Below are 14,353 nucleotides of genomic sequence, written 5' to 3'. Positions count from 1 at the left end.
CCGAACAGCGCCATGAACCCGTCGCCGCCGTACTGGTTGATGGTGCCTTCGAAGCGGTGAATTTCGGCGGAGACCAGCTCGAAGCAGCGCTGGACGATGCGATGGACCTCCTCGGGATCGAGCTTCTCGCTGAGCGCGGTGTAGTTCGCGATATCTCCGAACAGGACGGTCACCTGCCGCCGCTCTCCTTCCAGCGCCGCGCGCCCGCTCAGGATTTTCTCGGCAAGATGGCCGGGGACTTCAGGAACAAACGCGTCGGCGCGGACGCTGGTCGCGCGCGGTTTCGCGGATGAGGGTTCGGGATGCGGGGCGTCGGGCGTTGCAAGCTGGTTCCCGCATGCGCCGCAGAACCGCGCGCCCGTCGAGACGGTCGCGCTGCAGCGCGGACATTTCAATTCAAGCGCTGTCCCACACTGCTCGCAGAAGCGCGCAGCGGACGGGTTGTCGAACTTGCACGACGCGCACGTCATTGAATTGCGCAGCCCCAGCGCAGAACCTATCGCCCCAACTCTCGAAATCATAGTGCTTGATGTTCATAGGGGTCGAGGGATTCCCGCGCTTAGGATCCAATGGACGCCAAAGCCCTGCTGGACGAGTTCGGGTAGCGGAATTTCGGCGGGTTTCCATTAGCTATCCGATCGCAGCCAGCCATCTTGGCTGAGCACTTTATCAGAGAGTCACCATCGTCGTGCCGCCGCAGTTTTTCGGCGGGGCGGGCGTCGTATCTTGATCGATTCAGTCATGGCGGGTGGCTGCTGAGTGCGACTTTCGTCGCGGGAATGACGGAATGATTGACTTTTCGATCCCATCTCCCGCTCCTTCCGCGGTTATAGATGAGCCAAAAACCCTCTCTTCCTCAATCGCCTCGAATTGTCCAACTTGTGCTGACGGGGAACACTTATCATTGAATTAGAAGGAATCAGCAACTACGCCGGTTTCAGCGCGGCTTTTGTCAACGGCGGAATCACCGGAAACATAGGCGATCAGCTCGAGGCGCTCGCGTGCGGCGTTTCGATTTTCACTAAGTTCCTTGGAGATACAGATGTCGCCAAACAACTGGGGGCGCTTGGCGCAGTGGCGAGCAGCGCTCGCACAATTGGCAACGCGTTCGGTGACGATATCGCCTTTATCTATGGCTGGGGGTCGGGGAACCAAAGCCTCGAAAATGCCGCCGTCAGCGACATGAAGAACGTCCCCACGCTCAAGTACGCGGAGGCCTTGGTCGGTTTGTTCGAAGCGGAAGCCGGCTCTTTGAAAATCCCCTTGAGCAGCAGCATCGCAGGGCACGTTTCGATGGTGCTCAACTTCATCGACGTCTATCAAACGGCGATCACATCCAAGGGCGAGCAGGGTGCTTACAATACTTCGCTGCAATTCACTGCCGAATTCCCGACTCCAATCTCCACGAACACGGAGGGCATTGCACAATTGGACGAAACGGTCAACGTGACATATAGTGGCCCGGTCCTGCCGCCCCTAAGCGGGCTTGATCTCTGCTGTTTCGAGAGCAACCCGAATCTTGCAATCAATGGAATCTGCGACCTGAGCGGGAATTGCGACTTGTGGGTTCCGCTCCAAGCCCCATCAAGCGACTACTCGAACCTCACCTTGGGCCTGTTCGACCCGCTCAGCAATGCCGGCCTGTCCCCCGACCTTTATACTTTCCTGAACACCGAGATAGTGGACCTCTCGAGCGTGAACACGAGCACGCCCGTGTCGGTACCGCCTCTGTCCGCCACCATCGATAATGAATATACTGACAGCTTCAGCGGGTCAGTCTCCGGGTCCGACGGCAATGGTGGCACCTGTACATGGTCGCTAACGGGCAACGGGACGTTCGCCTTCCAGCCTGATTCATCTGATGCGGGGGTTGATGACATCGGCGGGTCATTGACACTTGTTGCTCCGGCTACAGTTAGTACAACTGGCGCTCCATGTCTTGGTGGCACATTTTTTTCCAGCGCTTGTTCAGGAACCGGCGAAAGCGGCATCTCATCGTTTTCTTGTGCTGACGCCTATGGTGATTCTATGCAGGCCAACGGTAGCTACAGCGACACCGAGTTTTATAGGACTTGGACTGCCAATTTCTTCGACAGTAACCTTGGCGTCTACAATACCGGTGGCGGCATGTTTGAGTCATTGTCAAATGTTGTGGATCGGGCGGTCATGATCAGGCGGCCTCCCTTGGTTCGGTCTCGCTTCGTTGAATAATTTGCAGTGGTCGATCATAGCTGACTCCATCTACGATTTTCGCGCCATTGCGCACCAGCGTCGGCAACTGGTGCGCAAGTGCTTCCAGTGCTCGGCGGGAAACGCACAAGGAAGACAATTAGCTGGCTGGCAAGCTACTCAGCACCACCTATCAGTTTCCGCCTAACCTCTGGCGCGATAGCACCGAGTATGCGTTCTCGCTGATCTATCGCAATCTGATCATTTAGCGGTAACTCGTCCTCCCTTACCGGTTTTCCTAGCGCTCTTTCGAGAACGAATTGAGCCGCCGCCATGCGGTCACGATCTCTGACGTCTGGATTCGTCATGATCTCGATGAGAGTGTATCGGCAGTGCTCGAACCCCCGCGGAAAGAATGCCTTCGTAATTGAGGACGCTGTAGTTGAGAAGGTTGCCGATGACGCACAATTCCGGCAATATGCTGGACTTGTCTCGACATTGCCGGTCACAGGATCTAAACTCGCTGAGATGATAGGCCTTTTCTAGAGACATGGAGTTCGTAGTTCGTGAAATAAATTCGGCGGAGCCGAAGGTGCAACAGTTCCCGACTGCTGTCCTAATGCGTAATAGTTGGGATGACTATGGTCTCAAGACTAAATTTGAGCTGACCATTTTTCTGTCATCAAAAGAACAAGTGAAGATTGGAGATGTCAAAATTCTTCACAGCGGCCAAAGGTTGGGTGTTACTGAAATGCCCAGGACATTCACTCGACTCGAAAGCGACTACTGTTCGTTGGGGGAAGGCTTCTCATACTACCAGACACTGGTCGGCCTGAAGAAACAGATTCACGAGCCTCTGCTGCGTGGTCTTCGGGATGTGGTTTTCGATCCTAGCCTCCGAATCGCGTTTGAAGATGAGCCCGGCTTCCAGAATTCCCTCTTAAGGTCTTCTTCGGCAGCTCGCGCTATAAAAGACGCATCCATGTTATTTCGCCCTAACGAGCCCCCCACCGAGCTTCGAGGAAAATTGGCTTTTTCGTTCAAGACCAATGTTGGAGGGAACAACTTCATTGTGAATTTCAGTTTCGGCGAAGCAACAGGCCTCCCAGGTCGAGCCAATATAGTTATCGGGTATAACGGTACAGGAAAGACACGTCTTCTCGGTAACCTAGCGATGGTCGCGCATGAGTCCGTATCGCGCAGGAATCGATCACACCTCAAAGCCTACGGGCAATTGGTTCCCGAAGATCTGACCTTCGGATCGGTTATAGCAGTGTCTTATAGCGCATTCGATACATTCGCACTACCAGGCCGGACCAGACTAGAAGTGGACGAGCAACAAAGAAAAGGCGAGGTGTCCGGATACACTTATTGCGGACTTCGAAAGTACATTAGAGCAAATGACGGTCACGATCTGGGTCTCAAGACACTTCACGACATGCGCAGCACTGATTTTGAGGCGCGCAGCTATTTGGCGCTGGGTCAAGTCAGCGGCTCGTCGCCATTGCTTGAGTTCTCTCGGCGTTGGAACGATTCGCGCACCACAGTTTGGGCAGTGCGTTAGGCCGACAGCGTGGCGGGGGTTCATCGACGTTGAGTTAGCGGACTGCCGCGCGACCGACAAATGGGCGCTCAATGCCTGCTGGCCGGACGCGATTGCGCGGCACCTCGATGCCGACCAACAACCTCCGATGTTGATGCTCTTGTTCGAGACGCTGAGGCCCTTTCTCGTCCGAGCGCCTCTGGCAGGGATGCCCGCTGAAGGGCGGCGGCGGCGCGCGCCCAGTTCTGCGACTGCGATAAGAAGCGGACCATGCGAGGTGCAGCCTCGCATGGTCCTTGAACATCCCACAGGTCAGTCTAATCCAGGTTCGCAAGCATCAGGCGGATTTGGCCTTTTCGATACCTGCGCAGGCAGCGCCCTTCGCCGCTACTTCTTACGGATGGATCGCAACCGGGAAGGTCTCGGACGCTTGCTCGTCCCCGTTGCACGTCGTGTGGACCGTCCCAGTGACTAGGGCCGTGGCCGTCGGGTTCAGCGGAGTGAATGTAAAGCTGTCACTTTTGTCCGTGTTGCCGAAATCGGTGTACGAGCAGGTCACGACACCGCCGCGATCGAAGGTCGTAGTGGAGCACGTGGCACTGCCATCGCCGTTCCCGACGTAGCTAAAGTCCTGCGAGCTATATGTGACTGTGATCGTACCGTCCGAGCACGGGCTCGGCTGCAACGCGGTCACGGTGAGAGCGGCCTCCGTACCCACAGTGAGCGACGTGACGGGGGCGTTGGCTATGGAATCCCAGCCCCACCCCCCGGACCCGTCGAGTCCGTTCGGACCCTCGGGTGGAGCGTCGATGCTTAACGGGGCTAATTGCCCCGCGGGGCATGGCCACGGCGCCGCGAAGCCCTGCAACATTCAGGGTAATACCATCACTCAGCCGCTGTGGGGCAAGTTCGGGATCACCGCAAAGAACCCGGTACGATGGTGAAAATCACAGACAATACGGTAGCGGGCGACGGCACCAACGTCGGTATTGCCCAGAATGGCATCGAGATCGGGGACGGCGCGGCGGCCGACATCGAGGGGAACGGAGTGTCCGATAACCAGTACACGGGCACCGACACTAACGCTACCGGCATCCTCATATACGACGGTCCAGGGTACGAGGGCCTCGGGGCTTTTGAAGGGCCGAATTACACGAGCGCCACGGTCAAGGGTAACACGCTGACTAACAATGACCAGGGCATTTGGTTGAGCAATCTGAACAACCCGGCAAGTGAGGCGCCCGACAGCACGAATAACCTGGTAAGCGGAAATACAGTCACGAACGATGGTACGAGCCTGAACATTTATGCGGCTGGCATCATCTTGCAAACGGGCAACGGCGACATGATAAAGGGCAATACGGTTTACGGCGCAGGCTACTGATGTGCCATCAGTCTATTGGCGAGGTGTGGGATTCAAGTTGGTTAGAATCCGGCACGCTCGATCGGACAACGCACTAAATCTCGCCGGCGCGCCTACCGCTCACAACTGCGGATGAGGCGCGCCGGCACTTTCATTATGACGAGGTAGTAACCGCAACGCTTTCGGCTCCGGCAGTCGCTGGTCGCGACCGCGATTGGTAATGGCGTTCGCCCAGCGGGCGTGCTAGTGGCCGCCAAAATCAGCCCAATCGCCGCCCCCCTGCTCGGAGCTCTCACCCGCGAGAGTCTCGGCCTGATGGTGAACCCTGTGACGCGCGAGAGTCTCACCGATACGCTTGTGCCTCGCCTCGTCTCGCCGCCGCCCCAGCGCTGACCGCGTCCAACGCGAGCGCGAGAGTCGCCAGGGTTGCCACCAATTGATGTCGAACCGATGATTGGACCACAGTCCAATTTCATTTGACCATCTTGATCGATAGTTGATCGCGCGTTAGTTGAAGAAGCGGGTGAAAGTGAAGGAGACGAAGCCATGAAGAGAAAATCAAATCCTTCGACTCGCGGCAGATTCGCGCTTGAAATCGCTGTTCTGACTGCCGCACTTGCCCTGTTCAATCCTGCGCAAGCGTTCGCCAGATGGGGAGGCGGTGGTGGCGGATTTGGCGGCCGTGGGGGAGGCGGATGGGGTGGTCGTGGCGGCGGAGGCTTTGGCGGCGACGGTTTCGGGGGTGGAAACTTCAATCACGCTAACAGCTACGATTCGGGCAGCCAATCGTGGAACCATCCATCAAGCACTTGGTCGTCGCAGAATAGCTCGTCGGCCACCAAGCAGGCGGATTACAACACCTACAACGCAAACCAGGAGGCCCAAAAGCAGTCCCAATACAACGAAGTGAATACTCTTCAGCAGAACAACGAAAAGACCGAAAAGTCGATGAACACCGAGAACGACAACACTATAGACACCGTGAGCAGCAACAACTCCTACAATTATGGAGGTGGTGGCAATCCTTACTACTGCTGCGGCGATGGAGGGGGATATAGCTCGGGCGACGTTGCCGGTGCAGCAGCGCTCGGTGCCGTAGGAGGCCTCGCCGCAGGCATGATGATTGGTTCCAGCATGGCCCAGCCGCCGGCAGCATCAACAACCATTATCAACAATGGAACCCCTTACTACTACTCCAATGGCAATTTCGTCGCGCCTAGCGGCGGCCAATACGCCGTGGTTGCGCCTCCGCTAGGTGCCACAGTTCCGTATCTGCCACCGGGTGCGACGACGACCTATGCCTACGGCGCAACTTTCTACTATTCGAATGGGGTCTTTTACCAGCCTAATGGGTCTGGCTACCAGATTGTAAGTGCACCGATAGGAGCCAACGTTTATACGCTACCCAACGGTGCCTACGCGACCACGTTCAACGGAATGACCTACTACGTTTTCGGATCGACCTACTACAAGCCGTACTTCGACGGCAGCCAGGTGGCCTATACGGTATCTCAGGTGTGAGGCTCCATAACCAGGCTTAAGGATATCGCGGGACCTTGAGGCCTTCGTCGATCTCGGACCATGAGACTTGCCGGCTGGTTTTGAGATCCTTGATAGCGCGAGTGGCTTTCTTCTCCTGCACCGCGAAATCCTGTGCAATGATCGGATCGCGCGTCCAATCCCACCATCCGCGGTCATCGAGATTTCTCGCTTCTTTCAACTCGTCAATGAGCCGAGCTCTTTGCGCGGGCGAGAGCGACTTGGGGGGCACGAACAGCGCGTCATCGATTCGCGACTGGCATACATACTGCCCGTGCTCCAGGTCATCCATGACCTGCTCGGCTTTGTCGGCTCGGATCGAATAGTCGCCGGATGCGGCCGCGCCGACGTCTGGATCCCTCGCGTTGCTCAGGTCGATCTCCCGAGCCGCCTGCAGACGTTGCAGCGTCCGCTCGTTTTGCACCGCCGAGACGTTCGATTCGGTGGGAGCGCATGTCCACAACGACGTGGCGAAGCAGAGCGCACTTGCGATGGTTCCTGCCAGTCGAAGAGTCCTGTTCTTCATTTTCCGGCCACCGACTGACGACTGAGGATACTCGTTCACTCGATCCGGCGGTCTGCCCGAAGAGAATCCGTTGACGACAAACCAGGATATTAATAAAATATTAACAGATTATTACGGAGGTGTTACATGAACTCCAGGGTTTTTGGAATCATCGCCTTCGCCGGTTTGCTGCTTCCCACCGCCGCACTTGCTCAGCCTGTCTCCGATTCTACCAGCAACAATACCGCGGTCATCAACAAGCTCCAGAGACAGGAACGCATGGACGAGTTCAAGGCAAAGTTCTGGACGCAGGAGCCTTTGACTCAGCAGGATTACTATGTTCAGGAGAGACAAGACCGGCAGCTGATAGCCAGGATCTCAGCCGGCGAACCGGTCTCGCATGACGAAGTTGATCAAGCCCTCAAGCGAGTCGATACGGATTACTGATTCTCAAGATTGATTTGTCTGAAAGCAAAGGCCGACGCGAGCATTTTGCATGCTCGCGCCGGCCGTACGGATTCGTAACTAGTATCTGAACTCCAGGTTCAGGAAGAATGCGTGGGTGTCGCGCGGTACCGCGAACGGTACAGCGGCCGTCTTCGGTTGCCCCGGCACAGCAGTAGCGGGGTACGTGAACTGGCTGTGGTAGTACTGGATGGCCTGCGAGTCGAACGCCACGCGGAAATACTTGTTGATGAGCCATTGCACGCCAAGGTCGTAGCGGGTGAAGTCGAGCGGGTCTTTAGCAATGCGCGTGTTGGGTTGAAACCACTGGAGCAGGCCGAAGGCCGTGAACGGGGTGTGCGGGATGTCGTAGTGGCCCATCAAGTCCGCGCCCATCTGCACCGCCTGAGAGTTCAGAATACCTCCGACCATCTTGTTCCAAGGTGCAAAACTGCTGGGACCAGTGCTTACGATACCGATTGCGTCTGACGGTCCGCTGCCCGAGAACAGGTTGCCGCTGCTGAAAGCATTGTGGCCGTAATCCCACTCGCCGATAATACCCCAGGTCTCGGCCGTGTAGTGCGCTATTCCCGCGGCGCGCGCGATATGCCCGCAGGTGCCGTTGTTGTTAGTCAGTTCATTCTCGTCCGGCGTGCACTTGTTCGAGTAGCCGTAGTCGTAGAAGCCGGTGAGACCAAGGCCGTCGTAGCGTGAGTTGGCGCCGAACGGATTGACCGTCACGCGGCCCATAACTTGCTTGTATGCGCTCTGCTCGATGGCGTGGAAGCTGGCGTCATCGTACACGCCAACGTCGTAGTCCGCGTACTGCTTCTCGTTGAACTTGATCGGACCCTTCATCGCGACGCCCACCTGCGACGAGCTCAAGCTCAAATAGTTCCACGGGGTCAGCGCCGTATAGCGGAAGCCCCAGAGGTTCTCTTCCCAATCGACGAGCGGATTCTGCTGCTGGCCGAAGGTGAATTTATCGTCGTGCATCGCGGCGACCTTCAGCACTTTTTGGAAAAAGGTGTTGTAGTCGAGATAGGTGTACTTCACCCGAAATCCGAGGTTCCCATCAACGGTCTGGCCAAATCCGGTGTTGACGCCGCTCTTATCGCCGCTGCTTGCGACGCACTTGGTCGTGGTCGTGGCTTTGCCGCCTGTCGGGGTCGTAACCTTGGTGGTCGAGGTCGCCGTGCAGGTGGTCCCAGTGTTAATCATCACATACATGTTGGGCGTCACGCGCGCCGAAACGTCGTCAGTCGGGGTGAATTTGAAATCCAGGTAGGTGCGCGTGATATCGAACGAGTTGAAGCTGTTGTTGCCGGGACCGGGCCAGACCTCCTGAGTCAGGAACTGCGGGCCAAATCCAGTGTGAGTATAGTACCGGTAGTCCGCGTAGATCAGAGTGCCGACCGAGATCTTCTTGTACCAGCGATCGCCGAACTCAGTCGCGAACGGCTGGATCTCGGAGACCTGCTTGGCCATCTCGGCGTTCCACTGCTGTTGCTGCGCCGCCCTTTGCGCTTCCTCAGCCTGCATCGCGGCGCGTTGCTGATCGAGTTGCTGCTGGGTTTTCAGCTCGACCTTGCGCTCGATCTCCTGGGTCGATCCGGCGGGGACATACTCGCCGAGCCTGACGCAACGTTTGCATCGCTTGGTGAACACCTGCCCGGTGGCCGGATCGGTGTACAGCGTGATCGACCGCGCCTCCGAGCTCTCTGCAAGCCTTGGTGCCATCGCGACGGCGCTGAGCATCAACGCCGCGCCAAGCATCGACAGCGCAACCATTCGTATCGTTCGTCTCATCATCGTCCTCCCTGGACTCTCCTATCCACGATGCGAAACCTCTCGCCGGCGAAATCGTATTCGGCGAGAGCGTGCTAGGACGCCAAAGACCCGCTTAGCGCACGAAATCGGCGTCCTCCCTCCGCGGCACGGGCAAAGTAGAGAGGCGTCGTTACGACATGATGAGACGATTGTTACGAACGCGCGAATTCTTACGCTGGAAGGCGTCGAAGATTAGAGGAAATTCACAACAGCGGAGGAGAGAAGAGGCAAGCGCGATGCGCGGTATTCAGATCAGGCGCCGATGACTTGTCCCATTTGCGCGGTATCGTACCCGCATAGCTGGGCAATCTCGTGCGCAAACCGCCGCGATTTCAGCGCGTCGAGCATCGCCTTGATCGGCATCGAGCCGGCTTCATCCTCCATGAACACGAGGTCGTAGCGCTCGTCGCGATGCGGGACAAAATGCAATCCGTACGCGTCCGCACCAAGCCGGATAGTGACTCCGGCGTCAGCCAGCCCCGCGGCGATCGCGGCCGCGACTTCGAGATGGCCGCCGGCTTCGAACTGATACCCCGCGAGGCGCTCGGGCTCGATACCCAGTTCGCCAAGCGCCTGGTCGAGCGCAGAGCGCGCTCCGGAGCCATCTTCGCGGTTAACGATTCTCAAGCCCGGTCTCGCCAGGTCGGCGAAACCGCGAATCGCCAGCGGATTGCCGGGCGCCGTCGCGAGGCCCAACTCCCACCGCGCAAAGTTCACGACCATCGAGCGGCGATTGCCCAGGGCACGGCGGATCGGTGCCAGGTTGTACTCGCCGCTCTTCTGATCGCGAAGATGCACACCGGCCACGTGCGCGCGGCCATCGACCAAAGCGCGCAGAGCTTTCCGGCTTGAGCACGGAATCGCGACCGCGTGGACCGGCGAGCCCCGGCGTGCGAGCCAATCCACCAGGAGCGTAACGGCAGGGTCGCATCCCGACATCAGGAGCGTCGAGTCGATTTCGCCGGGCAGTCGAAACGTGCAGACGTCCACGCGATGCCGCCGCGCACGCTGCACCACGCCGGCCGCCGGCGCGAGCGTGAGATGGGCGGCAGGTCGCGCGACGGCGACGACTTTTCCGTGCACGCGCGCCAGAGCGACTCGTGTCTGCGGGGGGGCGGCGCGTCGTCGAGCGTCGTCGAACCAGCTCGCCTCGACGAGCGATGAGGCCTCGCCGTCGGGTTCGCCGAAAAGAGCTTCGACGCTGGTGCCGAGTTCGCGCGCGAGGCGGATCGCGATGGCGACGCCCGGATGATAGGCGCCCGATTCGATCGCGCCGAGCGCCTGCCGCGAGATTCCCGCACGCCGCGCCAGTTCGGTCTGCGTAAGATCCCGCGCCATCCGCGCGTGCGCGAGAGCCTTGCCAATCGGTGCCATAATACTTGTCATTCCGCTCTTAACATGGCATATCGTCGCTACTATGAAAATCCCGGCAGCCTCCACATTCGTCCTGGCCATCGCACTCGCGGTGGCGACTCCGTGCCGCGCACAAACCGTCTCGGAATTTGGGTCCGCGATCGAGAACTATTTCATAAACTGGTTCCCGCGCGTTACCCAAATCCAGAGCGAGCAGCCGCACTGGGTAACTCCGTTGGTGACCGTCACCCCGCGGCTCGAAGAAGAGGTGCGCTACGACCAGTTCTTCCAGTCGTCGCGCGACGGGCTCGCGACCGACAACTTCGGCGGTGGCAAGGGTCTCGAGCTTATCCCGTTTCAAAATACTGAGGTTATAGTCGGGATGCCGGCGTTCCTGAAGCGCAACATGCCGCGCAACACCGATGGCTTCGGCGACTGGCCGTTTCTGCTGAAGCTGCGGCTGCTTTCCTCGAACGAGGAGCACGGCAACTACATCGTCACCGCCTTTATGGGGTTCACCGTGCCGACCGGATCGAAGGTCAACGGCAATGGGCACTCGCTCTTCACACCGACCCTCGCGGCCGGCAAGGGGTTCGGCGACTTCGACGTCCAGTCCACTGTCGGTGTCTCGTTTCCCAGTGGTGGTCTGGACCGGCTGGGGATGCCGCTGGCCTGGAATACTGCCTTCCAGTACCGCCTCTTCAAATATTTCTGGCCGGAGTTTGAGACCAACTACAGCTGGCAATCGTACGGCGCCGACACCGGACACAGCACGCTCTATCTCTCGCCCGGGCTCCTGATCGGGCGGATCCCGATTCATGACCGCGTCGGGGTAACGTTCGGGGCCGGCGAGCAGGTCGCGGTGACGTTCCATCGCAACTACAACCACAACCTGATCCTGACCGCGCGAATTCCGTTCTGAATCTACGCGAGCATCCGATGCGTCGGCGCGAGCAATACTTCCGTTGCGATCCCGTGCGGACACGCGCCGGCGCACGGCTTCGCATCGCAAGTGAGACACGCCGCGGCGTTCTGTGAAAGCATCGCGTATTCGGTCCGCGCAAAGCGCATGTCGCCGTAGTCGCGGGCGTACATCCGCGTGCGCATCACGTCGGCGATTGGCACGCCATAGGGGCATGCATTCGCGCACTCGTTGCACACGGGGCGGCACTGCGAATCGCCATTGAGGGTCGCGTAGCGATTCAACAGCGGGAGATCCGCGGCGGCAGTCGCGCGCGCTCCCGACGCGCCCAGGTATTCATCGATCATTTGCCGGCTCGTCATCGAGACGATCAGCGCGTCGACGTTCTGATTCGACAGCACCCATCGGAACGCCGCCTGCGAGAAAGTTGCACTGCCGGATTCATACGGGCGCATATCGTTCAGGCGCGCGCCCATCAGGGTCTTCATCACGACCACGCCGACGCCGCGCTGTTTGGCCTTCTCCATGATGCGCGGCAACTCGGGCTGTCTCGCAACGAAATCGAAGTTGTGCGTGAAGCGCTGGAAGAAGCGCGGATCCTGGCCGAAGTTGTGCGCGCACAAGATCACGTCGTAGTGGCCGCTGTCGATCGCGTAGTCGAGGCATTCGGCGAGATTGCCCGCGTGTCCCGACATCCCGGTAAATCGGATTTTGCCCTGCTGCCGGGCCTGCGCAACGAACTCATGCCACTCGGAATTTTTGAGCCGCGCCGGATCGTTGACCGCATGGTTGAAGTACACGTCGACGTGATCGGTCTGCAGGCGGCGCAGGCTCCCTTCGAGCGCGGTCATCATCGAGGCGCGGCTGTCGTCCGCCTGCGCGATCGTCTTCGAGGTCAGGAAGACCTTGTTGCGCTTGCCTTTGAGAGCGTTGCCGATCACAGTTTCGGATTCGCCGTCAGTATAAGTCTCGGCGGAGTCGAAGTAGTTGACGCCGCAATCGTACGCGTGGCGCACCAGGTCTTCGTTGCCGGAGGTCAGGCGGCTCGCGCCGAACGAGATGTCGGAAATCTTGAGACCGGTGCGGCCAAGCGTCGAGTAACGGCGAACGCGCGGCGCCGCAGCTTCGACCGAAGCGCCGGAGGCGCCGGCCAGCGGCAAGATCGAGACGCCCACGCCGGCCAGCACGCCGCGTTTCAGGAACTCGCGTCGTCCAATGATCGATCCGTCGCGCGATCGTTTCATCTGCGCACCTCGCTGAGATTTACGAACGATTCTAACGCCGAGGTGTGGTTGGACGCGAGACCTGTTGGCTCATGCGAGGTTGGCCTTGCGGCGGTAAAGCAGCCAGGCTGCGCCCGACGACACTCCGATCGCTACGAACGGGTAGGGTACGAGGTACGCCCACGAGTGCTCCTGCAATACCGCAGTGCCGCGGTACCTCAAGATGAACAGCGGCATGTTGACGATCACATATGCGGCGTAAAAGATCCCGAGCGGCAGCGCAAACTTGCGCATCGCGAAGATGCCGTAGACGTACACGGCGAGAATGATCCCGAAGATCGGAGCGACGATCATGTTGGCGCTGCCAGAAAGACGCGTGCCGAAGAAGACAAACGCTTCGCCGGGATGATGCGCGAATGGCTTGTGGAAATTGGAAATCGACATCAGTGCGAGCAGCATCGCAAGAATCGTAAGAGCCGCCCCGCGCGATCGGTTTGGCATCGTGGGGTCCTCTCTCAGGTGAGGTCGGCGCGGCGGCGATGCAGAATTATCGCCGAGGTGAGCGGAACGCCAATTCCGGCTACGACGTTCGCAATGGGGAGCGGCCGCGTGGCGCCATTCTTGATGGTGTACAGAGGCATGTTCAGCATGACGCTGATCACCAAGATGTACGCGATTGGCAGCGCGAACTTGCGCATCGTCCAGATCCCATAAGCGCCGGCCATGATAATTGTTCCGAACAGCGGGCCCATCACCGCTTTGGCGGCGCCGCTCAGCTTGGTTCCCATAAAAACGAATCCGTCATTCGGGAAAAGATGAAACGGTTTGAGGAAATCGGTTATCGCGACAAGCACGAACAGTAACGCGAAGATTGTGAGAGTCGCGCCGCGCGATCTATGTGGCATCGCGGAGTCTCCGCTCTATCAAGTGAGCTCAGCGCTGCGGCGGGAGAGAATGATTGCCGTCGCGAGCGGTACACCAATGCCAATTGCGGTTGAGGCAATCGCAAGGCGAGAGAAGGCGGGGCGGCGTGGCGGTTCTTCATGCTGTACAGAACCATGTTGACGATCACCCAACCGGTATAGATGTAGGCGACTGGCAGCGCGTAGCGGCGCAGCGTCCAGACGCCGTAGGCGTAGGCCATGAGGAGGAACCCGAACAGCGGTCCCATGATAGCGTTGCCGGTTCCGGTCAGCCGGGTGCCCATGAAGACGAAGCCGACACCGGCGCTATGCGAGAACGGCTTGGCGAAGTCGGATAGCGCGAGCAGCACGAACAGTAGCGCGAGGATTGTGAGAGTGGCGCCGCGTGATTTCTCAGCCATCGTCGATCCCTCCAATGGTTCCGAGCCCGCTTGTGGCACATCCTAGTCACGGCGCGCCGGAAACGCATCAGGTCTTGCATATGCATATCCACACTTGATTGGATGCACATGGATCGGCACCAGTCAGTGTCAGCGGCA

At 58.9% G+C, this 14,353-nt stretch carries 15 protein-coding genes; 6 read left to right on the top strand and 9 right to left on the bottom strand.

The genetic code is table 11. The features are described 5' to 3' along the window. Nucleotides 1-470, bottom strand: a 470-nt coding sequence (locus VJX68_RS15160) for a double zinc ribbon domain-containing protein (RefSeq protein ID WP_324096554.1), incomplete at its 3' end; no start/stop codon positions are given. Between the two features lie 604 nt (nucleotides 471-1,074). Here VJX68_RS15160 and VJX68_RS15155 point away from each other — a divergent pair. Beyond that, a complete protein-coding gene (locus tag VJX68_RS15155) occupies nucleotides 1,075-2,211 on the top strand; it encodes a hypothetical protein (protein WP_324096552.1) in 1,137 nt (378 codons plus the stop codon). 508 nt (nucleotides 2,212-2,719) lie between these two features. Beyond that, entirely contained in the window at nucleotides 2,720-3,733 is a 1,014-nt protein-coding gene (locus VJX68_RS15150) for a hypothetical protein (protein ID WP_324096551.1), read from the top strand. A gap of 373 nt (nucleotides 3,734-4,106) precedes the next feature. Here VJX68_RS15150 and VJX68_RS15145 read toward each other — a convergent pair whose 3' ends face one another. Next, the gene (locus tag VJX68_RS15145) at nucleotides 4,107-4,430 is read right to left on the bottom strand and encodes a hypothetical protein (RefSeq protein ID WP_324096550.1); all 324 of its coding nucleotides are present in this window, start codon (nucleotides 4,428-4,430) and stop codon (nucleotides 4,107-4,109) included. Between the two features lie 219 nt (nucleotides 4,431-4,649). Between VJX68_RS15145 and VJX68_RS15140 the strand changes: the two genes are divergently transcribed. Together VJX68_RS15140 and VJX68_RS15135 are read left to right on the top strand one after the other, a co-directional pair. Then, on the top strand, nucleotides 4,650-5,096 hold the full coding sequence (locus VJX68_RS15140; RefSeq protein WP_324096549.1) for a right-handed parallel beta-helix repeat-containing protein: 447 nt from the start codon (nucleotides 4,650-4,652) through the stop codon (nucleotides 5,094-5,096). 525 nt (nucleotides 5,097-5,621) lie between these two features. Further along, on the top strand, nucleotides 5,622-6,596 hold the full coding sequence (locus VJX68_RS15135; RefSeq protein ID WP_324096548.1) for a DUF6515 family protein: 975 nt from the start codon (nucleotides 5,622-5,624) through the stop codon (nucleotides 6,594-6,596). Between the two features lie 16 nt (nucleotides 6,597-6,612). Here the strand turns inward: VJX68_RS15135 and VJX68_RS15130 are convergent, their stop codons facing one another. Continuing rightward, on the bottom strand, nucleotides 6,613-7,140 hold the full coding sequence (locus VJX68_RS15130) for a hypothetical protein (protein WP_324096547.1): 528 nt from the start codon (nucleotides 7,138-7,140) through the stop codon (nucleotides 6,613-6,615). A 126-nt stretch (nucleotides 7,141-7,266) separates the two neighbouring features. Here VJX68_RS15130 and VJX68_RS15125 point away from each other — a divergent pair, with 126 nt between their 5' ends. Next, the gene (locus tag VJX68_RS15125) at nucleotides 7,267-7,566 is read left to right on the top strand and encodes a hypothetical protein (protein WP_324096546.1); all 300 of its coding nucleotides are present in this window, start codon (nucleotides 7,267-7,269) and stop codon (nucleotides 7,564-7,566) included. Between the two features lie 78 nt (nucleotides 7,567-7,644). Here VJX68_RS15125 and VJX68_RS15120 read toward each other — a convergent pair whose 3' ends face one another. Both VJX68_RS15120 and VJX68_RS15115 read right to left on the bottom strand, forming a co-directional pair. Beyond that, nucleotides 7,645-9,372 (bottom strand): hypothetical protein, encoded by a 1,728-nt coding sequence (locus VJX68_RS15120; RefSeq protein ID WP_324096545.1) that lies wholly within the window; start codon nucleotides 9,370-9,372, stop codon nucleotides 7,645-7,647. Between the two features lie 273 nt (nucleotides 9,373-9,645). Next, nucleotides 9,646-10,767 carry a substrate-binding domain-containing protein gene (locus VJX68_RS15115; RefSeq protein ID WP_324096544.1) on the bottom strand — a complete coding sequence of 374 codons (1,122 nt, stop codon included), beginning with the start codon at nucleotides 10,765-10,767 and terminating at the stop codon, nucleotides 9,646-9,648. A 43-nt stretch (nucleotides 10,768-10,810) separates the two neighbouring features. On the opposite strand from VJX68_RS15115, the gene VJX68_RS15110 reads away from it, so the two are divergent. Beyond that, a complete protein-coding gene (locus VJX68_RS15110; protein WP_324096543.1) occupies nucleotides 10,811-11,668 on the top strand; it encodes a hypothetical protein in 858 nt (285 codons plus the stop codon). A gap of 2 nt (nucleotides 11,669-11,670) precedes the next feature. Here VJX68_RS15110 and VJX68_RS15105 read toward each other — a convergent pair whose 3' ends face one another. The 4 genes from VJX68_RS15105 to VJX68_RS15090 form a co-directional block, all read right to left on the bottom strand. Then, nucleotides 11,671-12,912 (bottom strand): aldo/keto reductase, encoded by a 1,242-nt coding sequence (locus VJX68_RS15105; RefSeq protein ID WP_324096542.1) that lies wholly within the window; start codon nucleotides 12,910-12,912, stop codon nucleotides 11,671-11,673. Between the two features lie 69 nt (nucleotides 12,913-12,981). Continuing rightward, complete coding sequence (locus VJX68_RS15100) at nucleotides 12,982-13,392, bottom strand: hypothetical protein (protein ID WP_324096541.1); 411 nt, start codon at nucleotides 13,390-13,392, stop codon at nucleotides 12,982-12,984. A gap of 14 nt (nucleotides 13,393-13,406) precedes the next feature. Further along, nucleotides 13,407-13,679 carry a hypothetical protein gene (locus VJX68_RS15095; RefSeq protein WP_324096540.1) on the bottom strand — a complete coding sequence of 91 codons (273 nt, stop codon included), beginning with the start codon at nucleotides 13,677-13,679 and terminating at the stop codon, nucleotides 13,407-13,409. 50 nt (nucleotides 13,680-13,729) lie between these two features. Then, the gene (locus tag VJX68_RS15090; protein ID WP_324096539.1) at nucleotides 13,730-14,215 is read right to left on the bottom strand and encodes a hypothetical protein; all 486 of its coding nucleotides are present in this window, start codon (nucleotides 14,213-14,215) and stop codon (nucleotides 13,730-13,732) included. Nucleotides 14,216-14,353 lie beyond the last annotated feature (138 nt).

The organism is Binatus sp. (SeqCode), from assembly GCF_035272065.1.
Classification (GTDB): domain Bacteria; phylum Desulfobacterota; class Binatia; order Binatales; family Binataceae; genus Binatus.
This window is presented reverse-complemented; position numbering and strand designations above follow the sequence as displayed.